This window comes from Virgifigura deserti, from assembly GCA_003576685.1.
Lineage (GTDB): Bacteria > Pseudomonadota > Alphaproteobacteria > Dongiales > Dongiaceae > Virgifigura > Virgifigura deserti.
In genome coordinates, this window is sequence record QOZR01000011.1 from 17,560 (window position 1) to 31,678 (window position 14,119).

The window sequence follows — 14,119 nt, forward strand, 5'->3', positions numbered from 1 at the left end:
ATCGTCAGGCGCTCTGCCGCAGTTCGTCGACGGCGGATGAGACCAACGCCCGGGCCGCTCGCGCCGGCGAGAGCAGCCGCGAGCAGTTCCCGAACTCTTGACGCAGGCTGGCGAACGCCTTCGCCCGAATCAGGAGCCGGAACAATACCTGGAACTCACGATAAATCCGCATGGTGAAGATTCGGGAATAGTCCGATGGAAGCGATCTCTCCTCGATCCACCGCCGCACCCTGTCCATGGCGAAGATCTTGGCTTTGGTGTTCGTCTCCGGCGTAAGCGAACGTCCCAGGCTGTTTTTCGTTTGAACCACGACGGTATCGCAGCTTTGGACGTATCCGATGGCGCTTGCCTCCATCACCGCCCGCCAGAACAGATGAAAATCCTCATAGAGCGGCGAATCCGTATAGAAATACCCGCCGATTCGGTCAAGAAGGTCCCTTCGGAGCATAATAGTGGATGTCTTTAGAGAAAATGAACTTAACAAATGAGTTTTCGAGGAAAGAGCGTCGAAGTTCTTCGTATCACGGGGTTTGCTTCTTGTTCCGTCGAGATAGAGTGCCTGCCAATTCGTGTGTAGGAAATCGATCCTTGGGTTCGCTTCGACGACCGTGGCGAAGTTCGAAAGCTTGTCCGGTTCCCAAAGATCATCTGAATCCAGAAAGGCGATCCACGCGCCGCATGCCTCCCCGATTCCCCGATTCCGCGCCGCACCAGGCCCGGCATTCTCCTGCGGGACATATCGGATCCGTCTCTCGCGATCCGAGAATGTCTTGACGATGTCGGCCGTTCCATCGGTGGACCCATCATCGACGACGATCACTTCAAAGCCGTCGAACCGCTGCGAGAGCAGAGATTCGAGCGTATCCGCAATCAGCTTTTCCCTGTTATAGACCGGCACGATGACGCTGACGGCGACAGCGGGCGATGAAGAGCGTTCCGAAGTCACGACCGCACGCCCATCCGGATCAAATCCCGTTGCATATGCACCTGTTTCATATGCAATCGAACGGCGGCTCCGGTTGGCTTCCAGCTCTCTAGTCCGCTCGTCATGACGGCCCCATAAGCCCCGGCTTGCCGGTCTCGACGGCATGCGAGCATGCGCCGGCGGGTCCAGAGAATGGGTTGGCCACCCACTGGCCGATTGCCAACGCCGAAGGGAGCCTCGTGATGACGAGATCGTCATCGAACAGACTGAACCACCAACCCAGGAATGTGGTGTAAAGCCACCCGCGCGTGTAGACGCCCTCGGCGATACGCATCTCGCCGTCTGCCGCCCAGGAGCGTTCAGCCAGAATATGATAGAACTCGTCGAAATGGAGGAGCTGATCTAGGCTGACCAAGAAAACCGACAATGCGAGAGCGAAAACAGCCGTTGTCTGTACCCAAGCCGGCGTGACGCCGAAGGCACCAGCAGGCGATAGGGCGTGTTCCGAATTCACGGCGCAATCCGAACAGGAAGTGGAACGGCTATCAAAGCGGGCACAGTACACTGGAAATCAACGGAAAGCGAAGACCATTGGCCGGCGGAAAGGGAGCGGTCCATGCCGTAGCGATACGGGATCGACGATGGTAAACGCCTCTTCCGCGAGGAAAGTTCATCAGTCTCTGCTAGGGATTCCAAGACGAACCGGCAAATTCTCGAATCCCGGAAATTTTCGGAACCTGGCCAGTGTGGTTGGCGTTCGGAGAACCTGGATGATCGGCGGATGAGGGGGCAATGAAGATCGCGGTCCACATCGGTGGGACGGACACGGAGCGGATGCTCGCGCGGCAGGCTCTCACCGCAGGTGAATGCGAGGTCCGGTCGATCGACGGCGGCAGCATCGGCTGCCTTCAGGGCCTATTCGAGGAACGGGACGGCAATCTTCTCGCGATGACCGGGACGCCGCTCGATATTCCGGACTTTTCCCAGATCCGCGACTATCGTGACGCGATGCGCTGGCTGCCGCAATGCAACGGCGCCTTCGCCGCCCTCTACTGGGACGCGGCGAACCGGAAGTTGGTCGCCGTCACCGACTTTCTCGGATTCAAGCCGCTCTATCTGCGCCGTGGGCCGGGGGAACTCCGGCTGTCGAGCGATATGAGGGCGATGCCGGGCGCGCCTGATCCGGCTGGCTGGGGCGCCTTCATTGCTCTCGGCCACACGATCGGCGATCGGACCCTGATCGAAGGCGTCGAGCGGGTCCGGCCGGCCACGATCCTTGTCTATGACGTCGCGGCCGACCGTTTGGAGCAAGAGCAATATTGGCGCTGGCCCACACCCGCCGGGTCGCGTTCCTCGGAAACCGCTGACGGCGACGGCCTTGTCGAGGGCTTGCGCCACAGCGTGGCCGAATACGCCAAATATGGCGATCCTGGCACGGTGCTGCTGAGCGGCGGATTCGATTCCCGCCTCATCCTGTTCCTGCTGAAGGAGGCCGCGCTGACCCCCCGAGCCACGATCGTCTCCCACCGCGACGAGTTCCTGGATGCCGACGGGCGGCTGGCCGCCGCAATCGCCGGGCGGGCGAAGCTACCCTATGATCGCGTCTTCTCCAGCCAGCATTTCTTTTCGTCCGAAGCCTTTCTCGACTACCTCGTCGCGAGCGATGCCTCGACACCAAGTCTTTACCTTTTTATCTCTCAAATTGCGCAGTTCGTTGGCGACAGCGCCGTTTGGGAGGGCGTCGTGCCGGGCTATACGCTGACCGTGCCGCATCAGCCGCCGGGCGGGTTCAAGGCCTATCTCGCGCAGGAGTGCAAGGGCCGGGACGCGCCGATCTGGCGCGCCGCGGCGGTCCTCTTCCGGAGGCAAGCCGTGGAGGCGATGTATGAAGGTTTCCGGACCGACTTGCAGGCGGAAATGAGCAAATACGCGGATGACGGGTTCGGCGTCTCCGAGTTCATCGTCCGAAATCGGATGCGCAACCGGACCTCCATCAATCCCTACAAGGTCTACGAGAACCGCGTCAGGGCGTTCACGCCGGGAATGACGCGGGCCTATTGGGATATCGCCGGCACCCTGTCCTATGACGCCCGAAAGCAGAATCGGTTTTATCTCGATCTCTTCAGGCGACATTTCCCGGCCGCTCTCGCGGTCCCGATCCTCTCGGGGAACAGTCTGGTCCGGCCCTCGCCCTGGTCGGTGAGCTTCCTTTATAACCGTGTTCTCGCGGTGGCGGCGCGCCGGGCGGCGATGCATCCGAATGTCATTCGCCGGTTCGTCCCCTCCGGCGCGTTTCCTTTCTCCTACGCACGGTCGCGGTTCTTGGACAGCCCTCTGCTGCGGGCGCCGGACGATCCGTTCCTTGAGCCTGGCGCCAAGATCCCCGACCAGGAGTTGTTGGGCAAGGCGGCGGAGCGGCTGCTGTTCCATTGGCGGGCCTGGCATTGGGTGCAGGAGGGGCGCCTGCAGGAGGTACTTTCGCCCTTTCTGGAGCCGGCGGCCACGCCGTCCCGGTCGTGAGGGGGCTGTCATCCTTGTGCTTTATCAACCATCTTGACGTTGCGGCCTCTTCCGATCAGGCTCCCCGCCGGAACTTGGAACGCGGTCAGCGGCCAGACATAGCCTGAATGTTGAAAGTCCTCACTGTTTTCGGGACGCGCCCCGAGGCGATCAAAATGGCGCCCGTCGTCCGTGCGCTCGCCGCGAGCCCGTCCATCGACGGCCGTGTCTGCGTGACGGCCCAGCACCGGTCGATGCTCGATCAGGTCCTGCGGCTGTTCGACATCACGCCGGACTACGACCTGAACATCATGAAGGCCGGCCAGAGCCTGAGCGACATCACCACCGCCGTGCTCGATGGCCTGACACCGCTGCTGGAGGCGGAGCGGCCCGACCGTATCCTGGTCCATGGTGACACGACCACGGCGATGGCGGCGACGCTCGCCGCCTTCTATCAGCGGATCCCGGTCGGCCATGTCGAGGCGGGTCTGCGCACCGGCGATCTGGCGCGCCCCTGGCCGGAGGAAATGAACCGCAAAGTGGTCGACGCCATGGCCGACCTTCTCTTCGCGCCGACCGAGAGTGCGCAGGCAAACCTGCTGCGTGAAGGGTTGCAGGATCGTCGAATCCTGATCACTGGCAATACAGTGATCGACGCCCTACTGCATACGGTCGGGCGGTTGCGCAGCGAGCCTGCCCTGGCCGCAGAATGCGCTGAGCAATTTACTTTCCTGGACCCGGCCAAGCGGCTTATCCTCGTCACCGGACATCGACGCGAGAGCTTCGGCGATGGCTTCGACCGGATCTGCGAGGCCCTCGCCAAGCTTGCGGAGCGGGGGGATACGGAGATCGTCTATCCGGTGCATCTCAATCCCAATGTCCGCGAGCCGGTCCACCGGTGGCTCGGGGATCGACCGGGCGTGCATCTGATCGCGCCGATGGATTACCTGCCGTTCGTCTATCTGATGGACCGTTCATATCTGATCGTCACCGATTCCGGCGGCGTTCAGGAGGAGGCGCCGTCGCTCGGGAAACCTGTGCTTGTCATGCGCGAGGTCACCGAGCGACCCGAAGCGGTGGCGGCGGGTACCGTGCAGTTGGTCGGGACCGACGTTGACCGAATCGTGAAAGCAGCAACGGCGCTGCTGGATGACGCGGCTGCCTATAGCCGGGTTCAGCGGGCGCATAACCCCTATGGCGATGGACACGCCAGCGATCGTATAGCCAAGGAGCTTCTTCGTGCGGCACCAATTCAGTAAGATTTCCGTCATCGGCCTGGGCTATATCGGCCTGCCGACGGCGGCCACGATCGCCAGCCGCGGTATCGAGGTGGTCGGCGTGGACGTCAATGATCGCGCGGTCTCCCTGATCAACCAGGGCCATGTGCATTTCATCGAACCCGATCTCGACATGCTGGTCCGCGCCGCGGTCACGACCGGCCGACTCCGGGCCTTGGCCAAACCGGAGCCGGCCGAGGCTTTCATCGTCGCCGTGCCGACGCCGCTGACCGCGGACAAGCGGCCGGATCTCAGCTATATCGACGCGGCGGTCCGCTCGATCGCCCCGGTTCTGGAAGCCGGCAATCTCGTGGTGCTGGAATCGACCTCGCCGGTCGGAACGACGGCGCAGCTCGCCAAGAGCCTCGCCGAACTGCGGCCCGATCTCAGTTTCCCGCACGAGGCGGGCGAGCGTTCGGATATCCGGATCGCCTATTGCCCCGAGCGCATCCTGCCCGGCCGCATGGTTCTCGAACTGGTCGAGAACGACCGGATCATCGGCGGCTTGACCGCGACCTGCGCGGCGCGCGCGAACGAGCTCTACAAGACCTTCGTCAAAGGCTCCTGCTTCCTGACCGACGCCAGCAGCGCCGAACTCGTCAAGCTGACCGAAAACGCCTATCGCGACGTCAACATCGCCTTCGCCAACGAGCTGTCAATGATCTGTGATCGGCTCGGCGTCGACGTCTGGCGCGTCATCGAGCTGTCGAACCGTCATCCCCGGGTCAACATCCTGCAGCCCGGTCCGGGTGTCGGGGGCCATTGCATCGCGGTCGATCCCTGGTTCATCGTCGACAGCGTCCCCGAGGTGGCCCGATTGATCCGGACGGCGCGCGACGTCAATGACGGCAAGCCGCATCAGGTAGTGGCGAAGATTCGGCGCCATGCCGAGCGCTTCAAGGACCCGGTCATCGCCTGCCTGGGCTTGAGCTACAAGGCGAATGTCGACGACCTGCGCGAGAGCCCGGCGGTCGATATCGTCGGGCAGATCGTTTCCGAGCGCATCGGCAAGGTTCTCGCTGTCGAACCTCATATCGAGTCGCTGCCGCCCGCCCTCGCCGGACAGGACGGTCTGGAATTTATGGATGTGCGCGCCGCGCTCGAGAAGGCCGATATCGCCGTGCTTCTGGTCGATCACAACGCCTTCCGCTCGGTGGAGGCGGCGCAGTTGCTAAACAAAATCGTGATCGACACGCGCGGCTTCTGGCGTGATCGGCTGGCCGTCGTAGAACGCCCGAACTGATTTGTCGCATCCGGCCCAGTCAGCGATTAGCGGACCGTCGGCGTTCAGGCGAAGATGATCAGAAACAGCAGCCCCCAGAAGAGCAGGGCGATCGCTGAAATGAATTTCGCCCCCTTCACCTTGCGCCAAGCTGCGAACTCCTGGTCCGCATAGACGAGCGCCGGGACGCGTTCCCGATTTGATGATAGTGCCGCTTGCATTTGCCGGCGCATTCATCCCTCCCGAGTTATTCTTTTTATGCCGCGCTCGAGACCGTCAACCACAACACTTAGTAGATAGACGACCGACCCAACACAAATATTGTCTATTCTTTAGCGTGGGTCGTCAAGATGTCACAGCCGTATCATTTTTGTGGCAAATTCGCGCTCCTGTTGGTCCTCTATGCTGAGGCTTGAGAGCGGACCTGTTCTTGATAAATTCCATCGACGACTCCGTCGCGGTTCTTTACAGAACGCGTCGGTCGCGACATCAGGGAAATTCACCGCTGCTAGCTGGTTGAACGTTGACGGTGTTTGCGAAACCATTCGCCCGCCAAGTCACGATGTTTCGCGTCACCCGAGTTCGCAAGGATATGCGCCTGCTCCGCGCAGGTGATTTCCGAGGGTCCAAGACGATAAAGTATCTTCGCAATGGTATGAGGGAATACGTCGCAGAACACGTCAAAATCCGGAATCGTGTCCCGCATGTACTCATATAAATCGTTTATGAGGTAAAGGCGTTTGCTCCAGTCCTGGTCTTCCAGTTGCTTTACCCATCGCTCGGAAAGCTCCTGGGCCAAGTCCTCGTTCGCCAAATCTGCAGTCGGCATATCGTACCCTCGAGGTGAGCGGACCCCAAGCGGTTCCCTGTGTCCATAACCCATCTATAGCGTCCGAAGCAATTTTTGCGCCAATCTCACAACCTCTTCACAGGACGCGAAAATTTCTAAATTCGTAACATCGTTCGAAGGAATTTGTAAAGATTTCCGACTCCTGCCATCGGGGTATTAGGTATCGGGAGCTAGCCGAATGCTCCGACCGCCGCCTCCAGCACTTGGCCGAGCTCCGGCGCGAACAGCGCCCCGCCGATGAATGCGAAGGCGACACCCACCAGCCAGATCGTCGCGGAGGATGTGAGCAGGCGCGGCCTGTCGATCAACTGTAAAAGATCCGCCTGCTGCTGATGCAGAACCAGGTTGAGATTTTCGATTTCGGGTAGCAGCTTTCGCTCGACGGATGCTACGGCGACCTCCGCGACGCGCTCCTCCAGTGCCCGCTCATCCTGCGGCCGCGACTTTACTGCTTGCTCGAGCTCGTCGCAGAGACGGCCGAGGACCGTAGCCTGATCGCGCCATAGATCGCTCAGGTTCTTGCGATGATCTGCTTCGATGCGGCTCAGCGCCTGTTGCAGATGGCCGCCGAGCGCTTCGTCGATGAGGCGCGCGGCGCGGATGCGCATCTGCTCCGGGTCGGAGCCGGCCGAATCTCCGTCCGCGCCGACCAGTCGCGCGGAGGCCAAGCTGCCAGTCAGCTGCCGAACCTCGCCAACGATCTCCTCCAGAGACTTCTCCGCCAAGATTTCGACCCCCTCAATGGTGTTCGGCTGCTCTCGCTAGCGTTGTCGAGCGCAGTTTGATCTGGATCTTATCTCTAGTTAGCCTCTAGTTACGAATTAGTTGCGATTTTCGTCAAGTACGCTTCGGTGGTCGTAAAAGGCGGTGTTTCAGCCGCCGTAGGGCGCCTTCGACCTTCCGGGGCAAGCCTTCGGCCGTCAGGGCGAGCCACACTAGGCGCGTGGCGTGCGTCGACAGGCTGCGTTTGTGCTGCCCATCCCCGGCCATGAAGTCGTAGACGAGCCGTCCCTCGTCAAGCGCATGACGGATCGCCAGATAGTGGCTCACGAGGCCCGGCTTCAGGCGGTTGTCTTTGTCATAGGCGAAACCACTCTGGTAGGCATGCACCCACCCGCGCCAGGTGAAATTGTAGAGATAGCCGATCTCACGGTCGCCTGCGGAAACGCGGCAGAGCTCGACGGAGCCGGCCGCGACGCCGTCGCGGATCAGCCCATCATGAAACCGCTCGAAGACGGGCGCGGCGAAGGCGCCCGGCTGGCCCCGTCTGCGCCAATGCGCCTGATGCAGCAGCTTCATCCGGGCGAAATAATCCAGGGCTTCGGCCGAATCTCGGGCGACGCTGAACCGCAGCGGGCCGGAGGCCTCGTACAGGCGAACCGCGCGGCGTACCGCATGGCGTGTGCCGCGGCCGAGCAGGGCAAGATAGTCGTCGTCCCCATCATGCCCGAGGCGGTGTCCTTGGCCGCGTGCCGCACTCAGATCGACATAGGGGCGGACGGTCTCGCTGAGTATCCGCGGCGCGAAGCCGGCGGCAGTGGCGGCGCACCCGGCGGCAAGCTCGAGTTCCGGCCCGATGCCGCCGAGGATCATCTCGTCGCATCCGGGCAGGTTTTCGAGAAGCCAGCCTAGGATGATGCAGGGCAGGTCGCTTCCGCAATCACGTGCCAGAAGAATGCCATTGTCCTCGATGGTCAGGATGTCGGCTAGCGGGTCGCCGGTCTCGTGCAGCCACCATCGGCGCATCGGCAGCAGGGCCAGCCGGCGACAGCATCGCGAGACGAACAACGCCAGCCCGACGATGGACGAGCCATCGCGCAAGATCAGGAGCCAGGGTTTCGTTTCCGGCGGTAGAGTGCGAACCCAGCAGCCGATCCACGTCCAGGACAGGAAGAAAGACGGCTCCGCACGGCGTTCGAGATCGAGCCAAAACGCCTTCAGCGTTGCAGGGTCCGGGGCTGGTTCGAGCGTCAGCGTGAACCTGCCGAAAGCGGCCGGGAAGAGTCCGCGATTCTTCCGCGTTTCCGGCTTCCGCATCGGCTCCCCCGTCATCGGTTCCGCGGCCGGGAGGCGAAATCCCGTGACATTTCGAGTCGAACCTTCCGCTGGCCCATAAAACTCTTACGGCAAATCAGGAGGAATGTCCCCGTTTCGGATCGGAAGGGCAGGCTTCACGACGGCAGCCAGCCGCCGAAAGCGAGTGCGACTTCGCCATCCATGATGGCCTCCCCCTGGCTGGTAAGCGTGATGCGCACCGCGCCACCGGGCATGCGGACCTCGATTTCGTCGGCGGCAAGTAGGCCGCGCGCCCGCGCGCCGGCGGCGGCCACGCAGGCACCCGATCCGCATGCTTCCGTCAGGATGCCGGGGCGCTCCCAGACCCGAAGCCGGATCGCATCGGGGCCGAGGATCTGCGCCACTCCTACATTGGCCTGCGCGGGAAACAAGGGGTGGTTCTGAATAGCCGGGGCATAAGCCGGAATGTCGATGGCATTAAGGTCGTCGACGAAGAATACCGCGTGGGGATTGCCTATGCTCATGCCGACGGGATCCCGCAGCGGCCCGGAGGTCAATCCGAGATGGAGCGTGTCACGCGGCTCGCTCAAGGGCAGCGCTCGCCAGTCGGTCTCGATGGCGCCCATATCGACCGACACCGACATCGCCCCGGTCCGAGTGCAGTGCAGGAGTCTGGCGATGGTTTCGATAATGACCTCGTCGCGGCCGGTTTCCTCCATCAGCAGCCAGCCCACGCAACGGGTTGCGTTGCCGCACATTCCGGCCTCGCGCCCATCCACATTGAGGATGCGGAGAAAGACATCGGCCCCGGCCGCGCGCGGGTGTTCCAGCACCAGCAGTTGATCGCCGCCCACGCCACCGTGACGGTCGCAGATCCGAACGATCTCCGGCACGCTCGGGCGAAAGGGATCGTTGCGCCCGTCGACGATCACGAAGTCGTTGCGCAGACCGTGCATCTTCAGGAACTCACGGTCGCGTCTGATTATCCGCCTCATCGAGGGCGTTTCCCTATTGCCGGACGTCAATCGCATTTCTCCCCAAGGCAGCCGCGCCGTCGCACAGCCTTGGGAGTAGTCTGCACGTTCCCGCCGTTGGCTGCCAGTCTCCTTGCCATGCGTGTCACCCGGGCTCTCAATGAAAAGTCGCTACCGATCATCCGATATCAGCAGCTAAATTGCATTGCGGATCGCTTTGCTGCTAGGATCGCGAATAATGCCTCGCCTAAGAATATCAAGAATATCATGTCAGACGCGCTGACTGTCGCCGAACGTCGGCGGCCCTGGCTGTTGTTGGCACCGACATTGATCACGCTCGCGGTGCTGATGGTCATTCCGATGATCATCATGTTCACCTATTCCTTTCATGTTTATCTCGGAAACGGGCGCGATCAGCCGGACTTCTATCTCGGCAACTGGGCCGAGTTCTTCACCGACGGCTATTATCACTACGGTATCTGGCAGACGGCGCGGATCGCCGCGATCACGACGGTGATGTGCGCCCTCATGGGCTATCCGGCGGCGTATTGCATCGCGATGTCGCGTTTTCGGCGCAAATGGATGCTGCTGCTGCTGCTCATCCTGCCGTTCTGGATCAGCTTCATCATCCGCACGCTGTCATGGATCCATATCCTCGGCGAGCAAGGGGCGATCAACGCGACGTTGCGCTGGCTCGGCCTCATATCGGAGCCGATCCCGATGCTCTACAACGAGGGCTCGGTGATCATGGGCATGATTCACTTCCTGCTGCCCTACATGATCCTGAATGTCTATGTCAGCCTGGAGGGCATCGACCGCAATCTCGTATCGGCGGCCCGCACGCTCGGCTGTACCGCTTGGCAGGCCTTTCGCGAGGTGACGCTGCCCTTGTCCTTGCCGGGCTTGGCCGCTGGCTGTCTGCTTTGCTTCGTGCTCGCGGCGGGGAGCTATGTGACGCCGCTGATCCTGGGCGGCCCGAGCAACTTCCTGTTCGGCAATCTGGTCTTCGACGCCGTGATGGCCGAGTTGAACTGGCCGATGGGGGCGACGCTTTCCATGGTGCTGCTGATCCTGCTCGGTGCCATCGCCGCGATCTACAGCCGCTATATGGGGTTGAGCCGGATTTATAAGGGACTCAGCCGATGAACGGGCAGGGCGGCTGGGGCTGGCGAGCGGTCAAGGCGTTCACCGTTCTCGTCTATCTCTTCATGTTCGCGCCGATCGCGGTGACGGTGCTGCTGTCATTCAATCCGGCGCAGTTCGGTGGCTTTCCGATGGAGGGCGTCACGCTTCGCTGGTTCTGGGAGCTGGCCGCCAACGACATGGTGCTGCGTGCGCTCCGGACGTCGCTGCTCATCGGCGCGCTCAGCGCACTGATCTGTACGCTGCTCGGCATCCTCGCCGCCATGGCCTTGGTGCGCTATGAATTCCGCGGCAAGGAATGGATCAACACGCTGCTGATCTCGCCGGTTCTGATCCCGGAGACGGTGCTTGCGGTCGGCCTTCTGCTGTTCCTGCGCTGGCTCGAGCAGCCGCGGAGCCTTGTCCTGCTGCTGCTCGGCCATGTCATGCTCACCCTGCCGTTCGTCGTGCTGGTGGTTCAGGCTAGGTTGATCGGGATCAAGCGCGTCTATGAGGAGGCTGCGCTGAGCCTCGGCGCCAACCGTTTCCAGACCTTTCGCGAGGTCACGCTGCCGCTTCTGATGCCGGCGGTGCTGGCGGGAATCTTGCTGGCCTTCACCATCTCGTTCGATAATGTCACGGCGACGATGTTCTGGAGGCCGGCGGGTGTCGAGACGATGCCGACGCAGATCTTCTCGATGCTCCGCAATTCGATCAGCCCGGAAATCAATGCATTGGGCACGCTGATGATCGTCGTCACGGTCGGTTTGCCTGTTATCGGCGCCGCGCTTGCCCGCTATGTGGGCCGAGGTCAACGCTAATCCACGATAACCAAAAACGAATGGAGGGAAGAATGAAGATGGACACCACGAAGCGCCTCGAGCGTCTGGTCGAGCGATATGGGAACGGCGGGCTGGAGCGCCGCACCTTTCTTGGATTGATCGCGGCCGCCGGCGCTTCCGCCGGCATCATGACCCGGTGGAGCGGGACAGCGCTTGCCGCCGTCTCGGAGGTGCGCTTCGACGGCTGGGGCGGCATCGTGTCGGAAGCGTTGCGCAAGCACGCCTTCGATCCCTATGAGGCGAAGACCGGCCGCACCGTCGTCGAGGGAACCTTCGGCGACGAGATCGACGTGCTGACCAAGGTGAAGGCGAGCGAGCCCGGTGCCCTTCACGTGATCCATAGCTCAGGCATCGAGTGGTACAAGCGCTATGCCGATCTCGGCTTCACGTCGGTGATCAACGAGGCGAATGTTCCGAACCTGAAATATGTCATGACGGCGCTCATCGAGCCGTTCCGCAAGGTGACGCCGGAGGGGTTGTCCGCGGCGCCCTACGACTACGGGACGACCGGCATTGCCTACAACACCAAGTACATCTCCAAGGAGGAGGCCGAGGAACTTGGCGCCAACCTGCTGATCAAGCCGGAACTGAAGGGCAAGATCGGTGCTCTCGACCAGATGTCGACGCGCGTCTGGTACGGCGCCCTGCAGACCGGGCAGGACCCGAACAACATCGAGGACATTGATGCCGTCTGGGCGAAGGCGCGCGAGCAGCGCGAGCTGGTGAAGAAATATTGGGGATCCGGCGCCGAGTTGATGGACCTGCTCAGCCGCGAGGAGATCGTGGTCACCGACGGCTGGTCCGGCCGCATCGCCCACCTGCAGCAGGAAGGCTTCCCGATCGGCTATCTCGACCCGCCGAACAGCATGGCCTGGATGGAGGATATGCTGATCCTCAAGGGCGCGCCGATGGCGGAATGCGAGGAACTGGTCAACTTCATGCTCGAGCCCGACGTCGCGATTGCTGTCGCCGAGGGGCAGAACTATCCGCCCGCCCTTGATCCGACGAAGGTGACCCTGACCGAGAAGATCAAGAATCTGCCGGCGTTCGATCCCACCGGCACGATGAAGAACCTGACCTTCGCCGATCCGAACTACTGGGCAGCCCACTTCGATGAGTGGGAGAAGCAGTGGAATCGGATCGCCAAGGGCGCGTAACCGAGCCAACTATGCGCGGCGCCGGCCGCCGTTCCGGTCGGCGCCGCACTTCGATCATCGAGGGATCACAATAACATGACGCAGGGGGAGCCCACCGTCGAGCTGAGACGGGTGACGCTCGGCTATGGCGGTTTCATCGCGGTCAAGGACGTCGACCTGACCGTGCCGACCGGCACGTTCGTGACGTTGCTCGGCCCGTCCGGCTGCGGCAAGACGACCATTCTACGCGCGATCGCCGGACTGGTACCGGCGCTGGGCGGCGAGATCATCATCAAGGGAAGGCGCGTCAACGATGTGCCGATCCATAAGCGGAACATCGGCCTCGTTTTTCAGAACTACGCGCTGTTCCCGCACAAGACGGTGTTCGACAATGTCGCCTTCGGCCTGAAATATCGCGGCGTCGACAAGGCGGCGATCGAGAAGCGTGTGAAGCGGGCGCTCGATGTCGTCCGTCTGCCCGGAGTCGAGAGCAAGCTGCCGTCCGAACTGTCGGGCGGTCAGCAGCAGCGCATCGCGCTCGCCCGCGCGGTCGTCATCGAGCCCGACGTGCTGCTGCTCGACGAGCCGCTGTCGGCGCTCGACGCCAATCTGCGCGAGGAGATGCGCGTCGAGCTCAAATCGATCCAGCGGACTCTCGGCATCACGACCATATTCGTCACCCACGATCAGGAGGAGGCGCTCGCCCTTTCGGACTGCGTCGTGGTGATGGACCATGGGCGCATCGAGCAGGCCGGCGCACCCGAGGAAGTCTATCGCTGGCCCGCATCGCGCTTCGTCGCCGACTTCCTCGGCCAATCGAACCTTCTTCCCGGCCAGATCATTGATGTGGCGAACAGCGGTGCGACGGTCCGGCTCTCCGGCGGCGGCGAAATTCTGGTGCGCAACGGCGCCGGCGCGCAGCTGGGGCAGGCGGTGGAGACGGTGATCCGCGCCCATCGCGTGATGGTTCGTCCGCCGGGCCACGAGACGGGCCCCAACCTGTTCGATGGGCGCGTGCAAAGCGTCGCTTATCTCGGCGGCATGGCGGCCTATGTCATCGAAGGTGAGATCGGCGTCCACGCGATCAACACGATCGATCGGCAGATCTTTCGCGAAGGGGACCGGGTGCAGGTCTCGATCGCGCCGGAAGACTGCGTTCTGTTGGACGACAAGGGACTCCGGATCGGTCACTGATTCCGTTGATCCGGACGCGAGGGGGTCGGTGCGACTTGACCCAGCCTGTGCTACTCTTCAGT

The 14,119-nt window shown here is 62.2% G+C and carries 14 protein-coding genes; 7 read left to right on the forward strand and 7 right to left on the reverse strand.

Going from position 1 to position 14,119, the window contains the following annotated elements; genetic code table 11:
* Positions 1–4: 4 nt before the first annotated feature.
* Positions 5–946, reverse strand: a complete 942-nt coding sequence (locus DT069_RS18165) for a glycosyltransferase family 2 protein (RefSeq protein ID WP_162913274.1) — start codon at positions 944–946, stop codon at positions 5–7.
* Between the two features lie 100 nt (positions 947–1,046).
* Positions 1,047–1,439, reverse strand: a complete 393-nt coding sequence (locus tag DT069_RS24700; protein WP_162913275.1) for a hypothetical protein — start codon at positions 1,437–1,439, stop codon at positions 1,047–1,049.
* Between the two features lie 278 nt (positions 1,440–1,717).
* Between DT069_RS24700 and DT069_RS18170 the strand changes: the two genes are divergently transcribed.
* The 3 genes from DT069_RS18170 to wecC all read left to right on the forward strand — a co-directional run bounded on the left by DT069_RS18170 (position 1,718) and on the right by wecC (position 5,944).
* Positions 1,718–3,445 (forward strand): asparagine synthetase B family protein, encoded by a 1,728-nt coding sequence (locus tag DT069_RS18170; protein ID WP_119461754.1) that lies wholly within the window; start codon positions 1,718–1,720, stop codon positions 3,443–3,445.
* A 155-nt stretch (positions 3,446–3,600) separates the two neighbouring features.
* Positions 3,601–4,683 (forward strand): non-hydrolyzing UDP-N-acetylglucosamine 2-epimerase, encoded by a 1,083-nt coding sequence (gene wecB / locus DT069_RS18175; protein ID WP_425450358.1) that lies wholly within the window; start codon positions 3,601–3,603, stop codon positions 4,681–4,683.
* Positions 4,664–5,944 carry a UDP-N-acetyl-D-mannosamine dehydrogenase gene (gene wecC, locus DT069_RS18180; protein WP_119461755.1) on the forward strand — a complete coding sequence of 427 codons (1,281 nt, stop codon included), beginning with the start codon at positions 4,664–4,666 and terminating at the stop codon, positions 5,942–5,944. Before wecB ends, wecC begins: the two co-directional genes overlap by 20 nt.
* 44 nt (positions 5,945–5,988) lie before the next feature.
* Here wecC and DT069_RS24705 read toward each other — a convergent pair whose 3' ends face one another.
* The 5 genes from DT069_RS24705 to dapF form a co-directional block, all read right to left on the reverse strand.
* On the reverse strand, positions 5,989–6,156 hold the full coding sequence (locus DT069_RS24705; RefSeq protein WP_162913276.1) for a hypothetical protein: 168 nt from the start codon (positions 6,154–6,156) through the stop codon (positions 5,989–5,991).
* A 275-nt stretch (positions 6,157–6,431) separates the two neighbouring features.
* Positions 6,432–6,752, reverse strand: a complete 321-nt coding sequence (locus DT069_RS18185) for a hypothetical protein (protein WP_119461756.1) — start codon at positions 6,750–6,752, stop codon at positions 6,432–6,434.
* 191 nt (positions 6,753–6,943) lie between these two features.
* Positions 6,944–7,498 (reverse strand): hypothetical protein, encoded by a 555-nt coding sequence (locus tag DT069_RS18190; RefSeq protein ID WP_119461757.1) that lies wholly within the window; start codon positions 7,496–7,498, stop codon positions 6,944–6,946.
* A 112-nt stretch (positions 7,499–7,610) separates the two neighbouring features.
* The gene (locus tag DT069_RS18195; protein ID WP_119461758.1) at positions 7,611–8,825 is read right to left on the reverse strand and encodes a GNAT family N-acetyltransferase; all 1,215 of its coding nucleotides are present in this window, start codon (positions 8,823–8,825) and stop codon (positions 7,611–7,613) included.
* A 119-nt stretch (positions 8,826–8,944) separates the two neighbouring features.
* Entirely contained in the window at positions 8,945–9,745 is an 801-nt protein-coding gene (gene dapF / locus DT069_RS18200; protein ID WP_425450359.1) for a diaminopimelate epimerase, read from the reverse strand.
* A 285-nt stretch (positions 9,746–10,030) separates the two neighbouring features.
* Here dapF and DT069_RS18205 point away from each other — a divergent pair, with 285 nt between their 5' ends.
* From DT069_RS18205 to DT069_RS18220, 4 genes are all read left to right on the forward strand, one after another.
* Positions 10,031–10,909 carry an ABC transporter permease gene (locus tag DT069_RS18205; protein ID WP_119461760.1) on the forward strand — a complete coding sequence of 293 codons (879 nt, stop codon included), beginning with the start codon at positions 10,031–10,033 and terminating at the stop codon, positions 10,907–10,909.
* Complete coding sequence (locus tag DT069_RS18210) at positions 10,906–11,706, forward strand: ABC transporter permease (RefSeq protein WP_119461761.1); 801 nt, start codon at positions 10,906–10,908, stop codon at positions 11,704–11,706. The genes DT069_RS18205 and DT069_RS18210 overlap by 4 nt, the downstream gene beginning before the upstream one ends.
* A 32-nt stretch (positions 11,707–11,738) precedes the next feature.
* Positions 11,739–12,884 (forward strand): ABC transporter substrate-binding protein, encoded by a 1,146-nt coding sequence (locus DT069_RS18215; RefSeq protein WP_425450360.1) that lies wholly within the window; start codon positions 11,739–11,741, stop codon positions 12,882–12,884.
* A gap of 75 nt (positions 12,885–12,959) precedes the next feature.
* On the forward strand, positions 12,960–14,057 hold the full coding sequence (locus DT069_RS18220) for an ABC transporter ATP-binding protein (protein ID WP_119461762.1): 1,098 nt from the start codon (positions 12,960–12,962) through the stop codon (positions 14,055–14,057).
* Positions 14,058–14,119 lie beyond the last annotated feature (62 nt).

What these genes read in the sequence shown, in the direction of transcription:
- DT069_RS18205 (WP_119461760.1), top strand. Translation starts at nt 10,031, where the DNA reads ATGTCAGACGCGCTGACTGTCGCCGAACGTCGGCGGCCCTGGCTGTTG.
- DT069_RS18195 (WP_119461758.1), bottom strand. Translation starts at nt 8,825, where the DNA reads ATGACGGGGGAGCCGATGCGGAAGCCGGAAACGCGGAAGAATCGCGGA.
- DT069_RS18185 (WP_119461756.1), bottom strand. Translation starts at nt 6,752, where the DNA reads ATGCCGACTGCAGATTTGGCGAACGAGGACTTGGCCCAGGAGCTTTCC.
- dapF (WP_425450359.1), bottom strand. Translation starts at nt 9,745, where the DNA reads ATGCACGGTCTGCGCAACGACTTCGTGATCGTCGACGGGCGCAACGAT.
- DT069_RS18210 (WP_119461761.1), top strand. Translation starts at nt 10,906, where the DNA reads ATGAACGGGCAGGGCGGCTGGGGCTGGCGAGCGGTCAAGGCGTTCACC.
- DT069_RS18215 (WP_425450360.1), top strand. Translation starts at nt 11,739, where the DNA reads ATGAAGATGGACACCACGAAGCGCCTCGAGCGTCTGGTCGAGCGATAT.
- DT069_RS24705 (WP_162913276.1), bottom strand. Translation starts at nt 6,156, where the DNA reads ATGCGCCGGCAAATGCAAGCGGCACTATCATCAAATCGGGAACGCGTC.
- DT069_RS18170 (WP_119461754.1), top strand. Translation starts at nt 1,718, where the DNA reads ATGAAGATCGCGGTCCACATCGGTGGGACGGACACGGAGCGGATGCTC.
- DT069_RS18220 (WP_119461762.1), top strand. Translation starts at nt 12,960, where the DNA reads ATGACGCAGGGGGAGCCCACCGTCGAGCTGAGACGGGTGACGCTCGGC.
- wecB (WP_425450358.1), top strand. Translation starts at nt 3,601, where the DNA reads ATGGCGCCCGTCGTCCGTGCGCTCGCCGCGAGCCCGTCCATCGACGGC.